The sequence below is a fragment of the Streptomyces pseudoechinosporeus genome (assembly GCF_054783935.1).
Genome location: NZ_BAAGPS010000005.1, coordinates 231,718 through 245,069, shown reverse-complemented (window position 1 = coordinate 245,069; position 13,352 = coordinate 231,718). Strand labels below are relative to the sequence as shown.

Below are 13,352 nucleotides of genomic sequence, written 5' to 3'. Positions count from 1 at the left end.
AACAGGCAAACGTAGAGGGAGAACACCATGGCGCTACGCGTTCCGAAGGCGGAGCTGACCACCGAGCTCAGGGAAGGCATGATCAAGCACCTCGGTGCCGTACCCGAAGCCGCCGAGGTGCTGGGGCACCACCCCAAGGTCGCCGCGGCCTCCCTGGAGATCGGGGGCAGGGCGAGCGAGTGGGATGTGGCCGACGAGAGCCTCAAGTCGTTCGCGCACATGGCCGTCGCGGCACAGGTCGGCTGCAGCTGGTGCCTCGACATGGGCTACTTCCAGGCGCAGAACCAGAACCTGGACCTGGCCAAGGCGAGCCAGGTGCCGCGCTGGCGGGAGTCGGAGGTGTTCACCCCGCTGGAGCGGGACGTCCTCGAGTACGCCGAGGCCATGACGAACACGCCGCCGACCGTCACCGACGAGCTGTCCGCGCGTCTGCTCGACCGGCTCGGCCCGGCGGCGATGATCGAGCTCACCGTGTACATCGCCTTTTCCAACTTCGCGACCAGGAGCAACACGGCGCTCGGGATCGAGTCGCAGGGCTTCTCCGCCGCGTGCGAGATTCCGCTGGCCGCGCGTCCTGAGGCTTCCGGCGTGGCGTCGACCGCATGACCGAGGACCTGTTCGTCGCCCATCGCAGCCTGCTGTTCACGGTCGCCTACGAGATGCTCGGGTCGGCGGCCGACGCGGAGGACGTGGTGCAGGAGTCCTGGCTGCGATGGGCCGGCGTCGATCAGTCGCAGGTGGGTGACCCACGGGCGTACCTCATCCGAACCGTCACGCGGCAGGCGCTCAACCGCCTGCGGACGGTGTCGCGCCGCCGCGAGGAATACGTCGGCGAGTGGCTGCCGGAACCGCTGCTGACCAGCCCTGATGTCGCCGAGGACGTCGAACTCGCGGAGAGCGTCTCGATCGCGATGCTGACCGTGCTTGAAACGCTCGGGCCGGCGGAGCGGGCGGTGTTCGTGCTCCGCGAGGTCTTCGAGATGCCGTACGGCGAGATCGCCGAGGCCATCGGGAAGTCCGCGGCCACGGTGCGGCAGATCGCGCGGCGGGCCCGCGAGCATGTGGCGGCTCGGCGGCCGCGGGTGCGGGTGAGCCGGTCGGAGCAGCAGGCCGTGGTGGAGCGGTTCCTGGCCGCTTTGCGAACCGGGCAGTTGCAGGAGCTGCTGGAGGTCATGGCGCCGGACGTGGTCCTGATCGCCGATGGTGGCGGGGTCGTGGCCGCCGCTCGAGCTCCGATCCACGGGGCCGAAGTAGTGGCGAAGCTGCTCGCGCGTGCGAACCAGGTGGTGGCCGCGTTCGAGACGACGACCGTATGGCTCAACGGTGCGCCTGCGGGCCGGATCGAGATCGACGGCGAGCCGGCCGCGGTGAGTCTCGTGGTGGAGAACGGGCAGGTCGCCCGGATCTTCGTGATGAGAAACCCACGGAAGCTGACGCGGCTGGACGAACCGGCCGAACTCGCCAGGTAAGCCGCTGCGCGGGGCGGTCTCAGCGGATCATCCCAACCCTGCTGTAACGGTGTCGTGGTGTGCGGCAGATGCCGCGCCCGCGACGCCGGAAAGGAAGCTACCCACTCCTTCGGGGTATTTGGGGTGGATGACACCGCGGTGCTGGGCTGGGCTGAGCTGGGCCCCTGGTTGGGGCTGTTCGCACTGCTTGACACCGGAAGGTCGTTCTTTGTTGCCGCCTGCGGCTGTTTTCGCGTGGCGGGCGGACCTCAGCTCTTGACGGCCTCTGCGATCTGCAGGGCGGCCTGGGCGGGCGTGAGGTGCGTGGTGTCGATGACCTCGGCCTCGCCGTGCAGCCACGTGCGGGCCGCCTCGGCGTAGGGCTCGAGGTATTTGAGACGGAACGGGGAGTTTGGGCCAAGAACAGTGTCGCCCGCGATGCGCCCGCGGAGGGTGTCCTGGTCGGCGTGGAGGACGAAGTGCCGTACCGGGATGGCATGGTGGGCAAGGCCCGTGCTGATCTCGCGCCAGTACTGCTCGACCAGGACGGTCATGGGCATCACCAGAGTGCCGCCGGTGTAGTCGAGTACGCGGCGGGCGGTCTCGACGACGAGCGGCCGCCACGGCGGCCAGTGCTGGAAGTTGTCCGTCCCGGGCAACCCCGGCGTGATGTCCATGAGTGTCTCGCCGACCTTCTCGGCGTCGAGCACCCGTGAATCCGGGATCAGTTGCTGCACGAGTGGACTGGTCGTCGTCTTGCCTGCGCCGTGGGTGCCGTTGAGCCATACGATCATGGGACCCAACGCTAGCGCTGTGCGGGCCGCGGGAGCGGGCACGGCGGAAATCCGGTACGGCTTCGGCGTCTCTCAGGCTGGACACCCCGGGAGCTCCGCCACAGCTTCGTGTCCCTGCTCTCGGACCGTGGCGTCCCACTGGAAGAGATCTCCCGGCTCGTCGGCCACTCCGGCACGGCCGTGACCGAGGAGGCGTACCGGAAGCAGATCCGGCCCGTGATCCAGACCGGGGCCGTAGTCATGGACGGCATCTTCAAGCGGGGCCCGGAGCGGTAGTCACGCAGATAGTCACGCACAACGAATCAGGACCACCCCGGAATGTTCCGCGGTGGTCCTGATCTGGCATTTCACTGTCGGGGTGGCGGGATTTGAACCCACGACCTCTTCGTCCCGAATGAGGTTCGGTTGCCGATCTTGCCAGCGTGGATTGCGTTTGCGCTCGTCAGGGGCATGGTCCGGGTTGGTCTCGCGTGGTGTGGAAGGGGCTTCGGGAGCGGGCCGGCTCCCAAACGGCTCCCAGACACGCTCCGGCGTAAGCCTGGGTCAGCGGGCTTCGTACCTGACGCTGCGGGTGTGGCTCGCAAGACCGACCGACCTCAGCAGAGGCACTGTGCTTGCCGTCGCTTACGACGGCACTGCCTGGCAGAGCGCATCCACCTGCCCGACCGTACTGAGGGTGCTGCCCGTGCTGGCGAAGAGCGAGACGAGGACACCCGATTGCACACAGCGTGCCGTCGGAGACCGACTCCGCGGAAGCCCGACCCGCACTGCGGATCAGATCCTCGGACCTCATGTGGCGGAATCTCGACCTCCGGCCCTTCGGCCCCGAGTGGCGTCCCCCTGGCCATGCCACCCACCCGTGTGCCGCTCGTCCGGCAGTTCCCTGCCAGGCAGCTTCCTGGCCTGGCTGGATGCGGACAGGCGGGGGGAACCGATGGTTGTCTTTCATCAGCGGCCGGAAAGCGCGGGGAACGTGGACCGGCCAGGGGGAGCTGAAGCACCGCCGGCTCCGTGCGCACTGTCGCGAAGAAGACTGACCCACGCATGGATGGAGATCTGCCGTGATCCGCACCAACCGTTGTGCCGCTGTCGCCACTCTCGCCGCCGGCGTGCTCGCCGCCTCACTCGCCTGGGCCGTGCCCGCCCAGGCCGCCGACGGGAACGGGGAGCCGTCGGCCACCACGCAGGACTTCGTCTGGCCGACCCCTCCGGTCGACGGGATCGTCGGCGACCTGCCCGACAACCCCGACGACTTCGTCTGGCCGGCCCCTCCGGTCGACGGGATCGTCGGCGACCTGCCCGACAACCCCGACGACTTCGTCTGGCCGGCCCCTCCGGTCGACCGGATCGTCGGCAACCTGCCCGACAACCCCGACGACTTCATCTGGCCCTCCGCCGTGGTGGACGGGGCCGACGACTTCGTGCGGCCGCAGCCGCCGGTCCAGCCGTGACGCCCGCCCCGAGGACGCCGGGCGGCCGCCGTCAGATCCACTGCCGGCGGGTCGCCTGCACTCCCGCCTCGAACCGGCTGGACGCGCCGAGCCGTTCCATCAGCTCGGCCATGATCCGCCGCTCCGTGCGCACCCCGATGCCGAGCGCCCGTGCCACCGCCTCGTCGGTGAGTCCGGTGGCCAGGAGCTGGAGCAGCTTGCGCTCCTGTGGGGTGAGCCCGCTGTCCGGGTCGTCGCCGCGGGAGAGTGCCTGATGGAACGGGGTAGCGTGCTCCCAGTACGCCTCGAACAGCGCCCGCATGGCGAGCACCACCGGTCGGCTGCTGAACAGCAGTGCCGAAGGGCCCGTCTGGCCGGGCAGTCCGGCCACGACCGCGGCCGTCGTGTCGACGATGAGCAGACGCATCGGCAGGGTCGGGGAGGTACGGACCTCGCTGTTGCGCTCCGCCATCCACTGGGCGTGCGCCTTGGTCACCCGGTCGTTGGTGGCGCTGTCGAGGTAGATCGAGCGGAACCGGACACCCCGGGCGAGCGCCCGTTCGTTCAGGGGGCGCCCCGCTTCGATCGACTCCTCGGTCAGCCCACCCACGGGATGGAAGGCCAGGGACTCGTGCTGGCACGATTCCGCGAGCGCTTCGAGGCGGATGCGGATGTCGTCGACGTTGTCGAGTTCCTCCGTGCCGTCCGTGCCGGACCGGCCGGATGTCGTGTATTCGGCCGCGAGCGCCGCGAGGGCTGCCCGGTTCTGCTCGATGCGCTGCTGTCGCCAGGCCAGCTCGTCCTGCTCGCGCTGGAGAAGAACCTTCAGGCCGAGCGACGGGTTCACCGCGCGCAGCGCACCGGGCGAGTCCCGGGACGGGGCCAGCAGTGACAGGTCGGACAGCCGGGTCAGGGCCGCCTCCACGCAGTCCTTGTCGAGGTCAAGGTGCTGGGCGAGCTTGTCCGGATCGTGTTCCTTGTGAAACAGGATCGCGCGGTACACGCTGAGCGCTTCCTGATCAAGCGGTGATGCCTCGGCCACGTGGTCTTCCCCCTGAACCACACGTACGGGTCTCAACATTCGCACCCGCACCATTGCTTGGCGCGAACGTCAGGCACGGGGCGGCCGCCACGGGCGAGGCACCCCGCTCATCGTTCACATATTCGGCACATTACCTGTTTGGGAGTTCCGGTGTCCCACTCAACCGCTTACGTACGTCCGCCACTTTCCGGTTGTGTCGTCCTGGTCGTCGACGCCACCGCCGGTGTCGGCCGCCGCATAGCCACCCGGTTGTGTGCGGCGGGCGGGGCGGTGGCGGTGGTCGGCGCGGGACATCCGGGACGTGGTGACGACGCCGCGACCAACGCGGCGTTCCTGTGCAAGGAGCTGGCCGGAATCGGTCTGGTCGCCTTGCCCTACCAGGCCGACGTCGAACGTCCGGAGACCTTCCGCGCGCTGCCCGGCCAGATCGCGGGCGATCTCGGCCCACTCGCCGCCTGTGTCGTGGTGATCCCGTCGGACCCCGGCAGCGAGCCACTGGCCCGGGTGATGCGCGCGATGTCGGATGTCGTCGCCGAGTCCCTGCCGGCCGGTGCCGAGCACATCGAGGTCGACACGGCCGACGACGCGGAGGACCAGGAGAGGACGGCCCAGGCGGTCGTGAACGAGCTCGTCAATCGGAGCGCCCGCCCCGCACACACGCTGACAAACCGTCAGTCCAACTGTAATTCGCCGACGGGCTGAGAGCCCTTCTCGCCTGATCGTTCGGGGGTTGTGAGATGTCCATACGCTTGGTCGTCGCAGGCGACCACCAACTCGTCCTGGAAGCCTTCGCCGAGACGCTCAACGGCGTCGACGGCCTTGAGGTGATCGGCCTTGCCACCTCGTACGAAGCCGTTGTGCCGGCTGTCGAGCGGCACCGGCCCACGGTGCTGCTGCTCAGCGAGCCCACCATGGGCGGCAAGGCCCTGCGCGTGGCCACGGAGGTGCGCAGCTCGCACCCCAAGTGCGGAATCGCGCTGATGGTCGGAGCGGCCACGTCGTCCGTCGTCGACCGGGCCGTGGCCGCCGGTGCCCTGGGTGTCATACCCAAGAACGCCCGGCTGCCGCAGCTCGTCACGACCCTTATGGGTGTCGCGGGCGGCTGTCTGACCGTCGATGCGTCGCTGCTGCGGCCCGTCGCCGAGGGGGAGTCGTCGCTGAGCACACGCGAAGTGGACGTCCTGCGGCTGACCGCGGGAGGGGCGACGGTGAAGGAGATCGCGGGGGAGCTGTATCTGGCGGCGGGCACCGTACGGAACCTGACGTCGGCCGCCATCAAGAAGCTGGGCGGACGCAACCGCTTCGACGCGGCGCGTATCGCCGGGGAACACGGTCTGCTGTGAGAGGAGTCGGTGCGCCCGGAGACAGGGGTGGGAACGCGCCGGCCCCGGCACGGAAGGTGCCGGGGCGGGGCGTGAACATGGGGCTGCGGGCCGCATGGGCAGCCCGGGCTCTGCGGTGGATGGTGACGTACTGCGTGCCGGGGCTACTTCTCCAGGCAGAACTCGTCGATCGGGTAACCGACATGACGGTCCGCCGTCGGAAGGTGCCCGAGGATCGTGTCGCCCGGCTTCAGCTCCGTGGAGTTGAGCACCGCGGAGCCGGGGCCGAGGACCCGGACGTGCCAGTCGTCCTGCAGGATCAGGTTGACCGTCTGCCCGTTCGGGGCCACTGCGTCGATGGAGATCAGCGGGCGGGTCTCTATCTTGACCCGGCCGACGGCGACCGGCCGGGTACGGCCCTTGACGTCGACCGCCAGCACCTTGCTGCCGGCGTGGAGTTCACTGAGGTAGTGGGTGCGCCCCTGCTCCGACACCGTGTACGAGTGCAGGGCCCCGGCGTTGACCCGGAACGGGCGGGTCGGCATGTACGGCAGCGGGTGGGTCTCGCTGACGCACAGGACCATGCCCTTGGAGTGCGAACCGACGAGGATGCCCTCGTCCTTGCGGAAGTGGGTCGTCGTGTCGACGCAGGCCCGCTCGCCCATGCCGATGTGGGTGGTGTCCACGACGGTCAGTTCCACCAGGTCGAGCTCGCCGCCGCGCGCGGTCGCCGCCGTGCGCAGCGCCGTGGCGTCGCCGACGGTGTTCGCCCGCATCAGCACCCCGTCCGAGCCCAGTTCCAGGACGCCGTAGATGATCTCGGCCTCCTCGGTGTTGGACGCGGTGGTGATGATCGAGCCGGGCGCGCCGGTGGCCGCCGCGATCACGATCTCCAGCGGGATCTTGGTGGGGTCGCGGAAGTCGAGGACGCTCCACGGCTCCAGGCGCGCCGCGAGGCAGGCGTCCTCCAGCGTGTCGGCGTCGACGATCTCCACGTACCGGCCGAACTCGATGTCCGGGTGGGCCTCCTGGAGCGCCGCCCGCTGCTCCTTGCCGCCCGGGACGACCACCAGGTCGGCGGCGCCCAGGTCCGCGGGGACGGCGTCGAGGCCGGCCTCGTAGAGCAGGACTTTGCGGACGGTGGGCGGAAGGCCCTCGAAGGCGGCCGGGTCGGCGGCGACGATCCCGTCGATGCGTTGGTGCATGGCCTCTTCGACGACGGCGGCGGTGGCGTTTCCGGCGCCGCGGATGTCAAGCCAGCACAGTTTGGCGTCCGTCATGATGCGGTTCTCCTGTCAGGTCCGAGAGATGATCGGGGGTCAGTCGGGCGTCCGGAGCGGCGCCGGCCGGGAACGGGACCGGTCCGAAGTGCTGCTCCGGGAAGTGGTGGATCAGGCGGGCCACCTTCGCGGCGAGCCGCCGGGGATCGGCGGCCTGGAAGATGTTGCGGCCCATGGCCACGCCGCCCGCGCCGCCCGCCAGGGCGTCACGGACGTACGCGAGCACGTCCTCCTCGGTGGCCATCGCGGGACCGCCCGCGACGAGTACGGGCACCGGACAGGCGGCGGTCAGGTCGAGCATCTCCGCGGTCGAGCCGAGGAAGACCGTCTTGACCAGGTCCGCGCCCAGGTCGGAGGCGACGGTGACGGCGTGCGCCACCATGTCCGGGTCGCGCGGGTCGGTGATCCGCGGGCCGCGCGGATACACCATGGCGAGCAGCGGCAGGTTCCACCGGTCGCAGGTGTCGGCGATCCGTCCGAGGTCGCCGATCTGCTGCCGCTCGTCGTCCGAGCCCAGGTTGAGGTGGACGCTGACCGCGTCCGCGCCGAGCCGCAACGCCTCCTCGACCTGGGTCACCACGTACTTGGCGTTGGGGTCGAGCGCCCGGCTGGTGGACGCGTTGAGATGGATGATCAGCGACATCGTGGCGAACCGCTCCGGGCTGATGTGGCGGACGCTGCCCTTGTGCACGACCACCGCGTCCGCGCCGCCGGCCGCGAGCTGCCCGGCGAGCTGGTCGAGGGTCGTGCCCTTGGGCACCACGGGCCCGTCACTGATCGAGTGGTCGAGAGGGGTGATCATCAGGCCGGCCGTGCTGTGGCGGTACAACCGCCGCAACCGCAGCGACCTGGCGAAATGGCCGAATCCGGTCATGGAGCGCCCTTTCTGTTGCGCGGATGGATGCGCCGGGCGGCGCACCTTGTCCGGACAGGCCCTAGGGCGGGCCCGTGCCGCGCGCCTCGGCGGGTCGTGGCGCCGTGCGCGCGGAATCTGGAGGGTGGGACCGCAGAGGTACGGCCACACTGCGCAGCCGTGCGCGGTCGGGTTTCCCGGACGGGGTGAGCGGCAGCTGCGGCCATACCGAGACGCTGACCGGGGTGTGCTCGGGCGTGAGCGTGGCCGCGACGTAACCACGCAGGTCACAGGAGGTGTGCCCGGTGCCCGAGTGCAGCTCGACGGCCGCGTGCACCTGCTCCACGAGGTCCTCGTCCCGCACACCGAACACCGCCGCTTGCCGCACCTGCGGATGCTGCAGCAACGCGGCCTCGATGGCCCGCGGATCCAGCTTGAGGCCGCCGTGCTTGATGACGTCCCCGACCCGGCCGTCGAGGCGGAGATAGCCGTAGCGGTCCCAGTGCCCGAGGTCGCCGGTGCGCAGCCAGTCGTCCCGGAACGTGGTCTCGGTGAGATCCACGTCGTCGAGGTAACCCGCCGACACCGTGGGGGAGTTGACCCAGATCTCGCCGCTCTGGCCCCGGCCGAGCGCGGTGCCCGAGTCCGCGGCGCGGATTTCGACCCGCACCCAGGGGAAGGGCCGGCCGGCCGATCCGAGGAGTTCGGGCTCCCGGTGGTCCAGCGGCGTGAGGCTGCTGATGCCGCCCGCCTCGGTGGTTCCGTACACCTGGATCAGCACGTCGCCGAAGACCCGTACCGCCTGCCGGACCCGGTCCGGAGCGGCGGGGGTGCCGCTGTAGGTGACGCGGCGCAGGGACGAGAGGTCGTACGACGTGACGAGCGGGTGGTCGAGCAGCCGGTAGAGGTGCGGTACCGCCAAGTACACGTCTGTCACCCGGAGTCGGGCGATGGCCTCCAGGGTGGCGTCGGCGTCGAACTCGTCGTGGAGCACCACCGTCCCGCCCCCGCACAGCACCGCGTCGGCCATGGGCGCCGTCGTGTGGCTGATCGGGGTGACCGACAGCAGTGTCGCGGGACCGCGCGGGTCGAGCCCGGAGGCGAGCCGTCCCACGAGGTGTTCGCGGGTGTCGTGGCGCTGCGCCACCATCTTGGGCCGGCCGGTGCTGCCACTGGTGAAGTCGACGACGGCCAGGTCGCCGGGGCGGGGTGGCGGCGCGTCCGGCACGGTCTCGTGCCCGTCCGCCGTGCGCGGGATCGGGAGCACGGTCAGCCCGGGACGCCGCCGGGTCAGCCAGCGGCCGCGCGCCGCGCTGTCCTCGTCCGCGTCGTCCACGAGCAGCAGCGACACGTCCAGGTCGCGCAGCAGCCCGGCCTGGGTGGACAGCGAGAACGTCTCCGTGTCCGTGCGCGGGTTCATCGAGCGTACGTAGACGGAGGTGGCGCCCAGCAGATGGACCGCGTACCGGGCGCTGAGCATCAGCGGGTGGTTGGGTCCGGTCAGGATCGCGACGGTGGTGCCGGGGCTGACGCCGTGGGAGCGAAGCAGGGCGGCGCTGCCCAGGACGGACGCGCGCAGCTCACCTGCCGTCACCGTCGCGTCGTGGCGGTGCAGGACGACACGGTCCGGATCCCGCGCCAGCGTGGCGAGTACGAGGCGCGCGTAAGGGCGCGGATTGGTGTGGGAGTTCATGGAAATCCTCCTCTCGTTCGATTCGTGGGTATTCAGAAGGTGGGTTGAGTAAGGGAGTTGATTCAGGTGATCTTCATTTGCGCCATCATGCCCATGGCGCTGTGGTCGATCAGATGGCAGTGATAGGGATAGACGCCGCGGTGCGAATCGAAGGTGAGCTGGATCTTCGCCGTCTGTCCCGGAAAGAGCAGCACCGTGTCCTTCAAACCGGCCTCGGCCGGAAAAGGGGGCTGTCCGTCGCGCTCCAGAATGCGGAACTGCACCAGGTGCGTATGGAAGTTGTGCGGGATGGTGGCGCTCTTGTTGGTGACCGTCCACACCTCGGTGGTGCCCCACTCGATGTGCGTGTCGATACGGTCCGGGTCGAACGTCCTGCCGTTGATGTACGCCTGGTGGCTCCCGCTGCCCGGCTCGTCCATCGTGAGGTCGAAGGCGCGCTCCACCGTCGGCTTCGGCAGCGCCGGCAGCGTGGTGAGGGTGTCCGGCACCCGGCTGTCGTCGGCGGTCCGCTCGCCCACGTCGAACCGCATGACTTGGCCGACCAGTTCGGTCGGACCGGGGCCGAGCATGTTGGCGAGGACGAGCTTGGTGCCGGGCGAGTACTTCGAGAAGTCGACGACGAAGTCGATCCGTTCACCGGGCGACAGAACGAGCACGGGTGTCTCGGCCGGTGCCGGCAGCAGGCCGCCGTCCGAGCCGATCTGCTGTACGGGGTGCTGCGTGGCCGAGCCGTCGGACAGCGCCAGGACGAAGATGCGCAGGTTGCACGAGTTGACCAGCCGGAAGCGGTACTTGCGGCCCTCGACCTTGAGATACGGCCAGGGTCTGCCGTTGACCAGGATCGTTGTGCGGTTCTCCGAGTCGTCCATCGTGTAGACCATTGCGGCGTTCTCGTCGAACCGTGCGTCCCGCAGCACCAGCGGGATGTCGTACTTCCCGGACGGCAGGCCGAGCCGGGCCTCGGCGGCGTCGCGCAGCAGGTAGACGCCGGAGAGCCCGCGGTAGACGTGCTCGGACTCCATGTGGTGCGCGTGGTCGTGCGTCCACAGGGTGGCGCCGGGCTGCTTGTTCTCGTACACGTAAGTGCGGCTGCGTCCCGGCGCGATGGTGTCCATCATGCCGCCGTCGTGCGCCACGGGGTTGTTGCCGCCGTGCAGGTGCACCGACGTCGGCTGGTCGAGGGCGTTGACCTGCTGGACCACCGTGGTCCGGCCGGTGCGGGCGTGGAGGGTGGGACCCGGGAACGAGCCGTTGTACGTGAGGACGTCCGTGCGCGTACCCGGCAGGATCTCCACGCTGCTGCGACGCATCGTGATCCGGTAGTAGTCGGCCCTGCCCGTCCTGCGGTACGGAGCCAGGACCGGTGGCACGGTCAGCGGCACGGTGAACGGCTCCACGGCCCCGGCAGCCGAGGCGGCGACGGGGGTCGTGTCCGACGGCGCCGCCGTGGCCGGCTGCCCCGACGCGAGGGTGTGGAAGACCCCGCCCGCCGCGCCGACCGCTCCGACGGCGCCGGTGGTCAGACCGAGACGTATCGCGTGACGACGAGTGAACACGAGGAAAGTCCTTGTCCCTTGAGGATGAGCTGCTGAATTCGTGTTCCGAGCATGCGCTTTGGGGGAGGAATGTCCGAGCGAATACGGTCCGGGCCTGGCATGTGTCACGAATTCCATGACCCTGGTCACGAGTGGGAATGGTGACTGTCATTCGGCGTGCCCGGAGCGGGAGCCGAGGGTGTAGCGGCCGCCAGAGTGGAGGACACAAGCCCGTCCACGCCAATTCGCACTGGAGGCCCGATGATTCCCACGCCCACGAAGAATCCACCCACGCGCGCGGCCCGAGCCCTGCGCACCGACGTACAGGTCACGTTCGACGCCGCCACGGACACCGCCCTGCTGAGCGGGCCGGTCACCTCCCTGGCCCTGCGCCCCGTGCGCGGCGCCCTGCGCACCGTCCTGCACCGGCTGACCGAGGGCCCGCTGCCGCGCGAGGAACTGTACGAGGGCCTTGACGACGCCGGGCGGGAACGCGTCGACGCATTCGTGGAGCGAGCCGGGCATCTCCTCGCGCACAGTGTGCTGACACATGAAGAGCCGTCGTCGCGCCGCGAGTTGGTCCGGCTGGAGCCGGTCGCGCGGGACGCCGGGTACCGGACCGTGGACGTGCCCGCCGAGGCGCGGGTACGCCTGTCGCGGTTCGCGTTCTGCCGCACGCACGAGGGTGTGCTCGTCCTGGAGTCGCCGCTCGTGAAGTTCCGCGCCGTGCTCGCCGACCGCGCCACCCGCGAGCTCGTCACCGCCCTGGGGCAGCCGGACCGTGCGGCCCGGGCCGGCGAGGGCACCGGCCTGAGCGAGGGGGAGACCCTCGGCGTCCTGGCCCACCTCGTCGGCGTGGGTTTCGCCGAACTCGCCGCGCCGGACGGCACGTTCGCCTCGGACACGGAACCGACCCTGCGGCAGTGGGACTTCCACGACCTGCTGTTCCACTCGCGCGTCCGCTCCGGCCGCTACGACGGTGTCTTCGGTGCTGTCTACCCCTACCGAGGCGAGATCGCCCCGCGGCCGGCGGTGAAACCCGCTCCGGACGGTCGCACGGTCGAACTGCACCGGCCCCGGCGCGAACACATCGACGCCCGCGACCCGTCCCTGACCACCGCCATCGAGACCCGCCGCTCCCACCGCACCTTCGGCGAACGGCCCCTGACAGCACGGGAACTGGGCGAGTTCCTGTACCGGGTCCAGCGCATCCGGGTCCACCACACACCCGGTCCCGGCGAACCCGACCGCGACGAGGTCGTCTCACGGCCCTACCCGAGCGGCGGCTCGCTCTACGAACTGGAGCTGTACGTCACGGTGCTGCGCTGCGACGGACTCGCACCCGGCATCTACCACTACGACTCGTACGCACACCGCCTCGTGCTCGTCAGCGAGTCGGCGGCCGGCCGGCAGTCGCTGCTCGGCGTGGCGTCACGGGCGGTGGGCTTCGACGTGCACCCCGACGTGCTGTTCACGGTGACCTCGCGCTTCCAGCGCATGGCGTGGAAGTACCGGGCCATGGCGTACGCGACGACGCTGCGCCACACCGGCGTGCTCTACCAGACCATGTATCTGGTGGCCACGGCGATGGGACTGGCGCCCTGCGGCCTCGGCAACGGCGACGCGGACCTGTCCGCGCGCGTCCTCGGCCTGGACTACCTCCAGGAGTCCTCCGTCGGCGATTTCCTGCTCGGCACACCGGGACCGGACGCCGGCATCCCCACGGACCCCGGAAGCGAATGGCATATGGTCAACAGCCCTGAATGGGCCGTTCCGGCCGGCGGATCCGGCGACGAAGAAACGTCATTCGGGCCGTGATAAATGTCAGTCGGCGGTCGGAAAGTCTGGCGCGGGGGTGTCCGGTCGAGCAAGATGAATATCGCAGCCGGACGGAAGAGAAAGAAATCCGGAAGGTCGCAGGAATTGATCCAGGAAGGATTCCCCATTTCGGGGAA

At 69.8% G+C, this 13,352-nt stretch carries 12 protein-coding genes and 1 pseudogene; 7 read left to right on the top strand and 6 right to left on the bottom strand.

Features of this window, described 5'->3' with window-relative positions; genetic code table 11:
• The first annotated feature begins 27 nt into the window (after positions 1–27).
• The gene (locus ACYVO6_RS07730) at positions 28–606 is read left to right on the top strand and encodes a carboxymuconolactone decarboxylase family protein (protein ID WP_461058623.1); all 579 of its coding nucleotides are present in this window, start codon (positions 28–30) and stop codon (positions 604–606) included.
• The gene (locus ACYVO6_RS07725) at positions 603–1,469 is read left to right on the top strand and encodes an RNA polymerase sigma-70 factor (protein WP_461058621.1); all 867 of its coding nucleotides are present in this window, start codon (positions 603–605) and stop codon (positions 1,467–1,469) included. The genes ACYVO6_RS07730 and ACYVO6_RS07725 overlap by 4 nt, the downstream gene beginning before the upstream one ends.
• 248 nt (positions 1,470–1,717) lie before the next feature.
• On the opposite strand, the gene ACYVO6_RS07720 is transcribed toward ACYVO6_RS07725, so the two are convergent.
• A complete protein-coding gene (locus tag ACYVO6_RS07720; RefSeq protein ID WP_461058619.1) occupies positions 1,718–2,242 on the bottom strand; it encodes an ATP-binding protein in 525 nt (174 codons plus the stop codon).
• A 78-nt stretch (positions 2,243–2,320) separates the two neighbouring features.
• Between ACYVO6_RS07720 and ACYVO6_RS07715 the strand changes: the two are divergent.
• Together ACYVO6_RS07715 and ACYVO6_RS07710 are read left to right on the top strand one after the other, a co-directional pair.
• A pseudogene (locus ACYVO6_RS07715) lies at positions 2,321–2,518 on the top strand (site-specific integrase); the annotation flags it as partial.
• A 785-nt stretch (positions 2,519–3,303) separates the two neighbouring features.
• Entirely contained in the window at positions 3,304–3,693 is a 390-nt protein-coding gene (locus tag ACYVO6_RS07710) for a hypothetical protein (RefSeq protein WP_461058617.1), read from the top strand.
• Between the two features lie 31 nt (positions 3,694–3,724).
• Here ACYVO6_RS07710 and ACYVO6_RS07705 read toward each other — a convergent pair whose 3' ends face one another.
• Positions 3,725–4,714, bottom strand: coding sequence for a LuxR C-terminal-related transcriptional regulator (locus ACYVO6_RS07705; RefSeq protein ID WP_461058615.1), 990 nt, complete (start codon positions 4,712–4,714; stop codon positions 3,725–3,727).
• Between the two features lie 150 nt (positions 4,715–4,864).
• On the opposite strand from ACYVO6_RS07705, the gene ACYVO6_RS07700 reads away from it, so the two are divergent.
• Positions 4,865–5,416, top strand: coding sequence for a hypothetical protein (locus tag ACYVO6_RS07700; protein WP_461058613.1), 552 nt, complete (start codon positions 4,865–4,867; stop codon positions 5,414–5,416).
• A 35-nt stretch (positions 5,417–5,451) separates the two neighbouring features.
• On the top strand, positions 5,452–6,057 hold the full coding sequence (locus ACYVO6_RS07695) for a response regulator transcription factor (protein WP_461058611.1): 606 nt from the start codon (positions 5,452–5,454) through the stop codon (positions 6,055–6,057).
• A gap of 143 nt (positions 6,058–6,200) precedes the next feature.
• On the opposite strand, the gene ACYVO6_RS07690 is transcribed toward ACYVO6_RS07695, so the two are convergent.
• From ACYVO6_RS07690 to ACYVO6_RS07675, 4 genes are all read right to left on the bottom strand, one after another.
• On the bottom strand, positions 6,201–7,316 hold the full coding sequence (locus ACYVO6_RS07690) for a 3-dehydroquinate synthase II family protein (RefSeq protein ID WP_461058609.1): 1,116 nt from the start codon (positions 7,314–7,316) through the stop codon (positions 6,201–6,203).
• Positions 7,288–8,190, bottom strand: coding sequence for a 2-amino-3,7-dideoxy-D-threo-hept-6-ulosonate synthase (locus tag ACYVO6_RS07685; RefSeq protein ID WP_461058607.1), 903 nt, complete (start codon positions 8,188–8,190; stop codon positions 7,288–7,290). Before ACYVO6_RS07685 ends, ACYVO6_RS07690 begins: the two co-directional genes overlap by 29 nt.
• A 61-nt stretch (positions 8,191–8,251) precedes the next feature.
• Positions 8,252–9,862 (bottom strand): class I adenylate-forming enzyme family protein, encoded by a 1,611-nt coding sequence (locus ACYVO6_RS07680; protein ID WP_461058605.1) that lies wholly within the window; start codon positions 9,860–9,862, stop codon positions 8,252–8,254.
• A 62-nt stretch (positions 9,863–9,924) separates the two neighbouring features.
• Complete coding sequence (locus ACYVO6_RS07675) at positions 9,925–11,418, bottom strand: multicopper oxidase family protein (RefSeq protein WP_461058603.1); 1,494 nt, start codon at positions 11,416–11,418, stop codon at positions 9,925–9,927.
• A 240-nt stretch (positions 11,419–11,658) separates the two neighbouring features.
• Between ACYVO6_RS07675 and ACYVO6_RS07670 the strand changes: the two genes are divergently transcribed.
• Positions 11,659–13,215 carry a SagB/ThcOx family dehydrogenase gene (locus ACYVO6_RS07670; protein ID WP_461058601.1) on the top strand — a complete coding sequence of 519 codons (1,557 nt, stop codon included), beginning with the start codon at positions 11,659–11,661 and terminating at the stop codon, positions 13,213–13,215.
• Positions 13,216–13,352 lie beyond the last annotated feature (137 nt).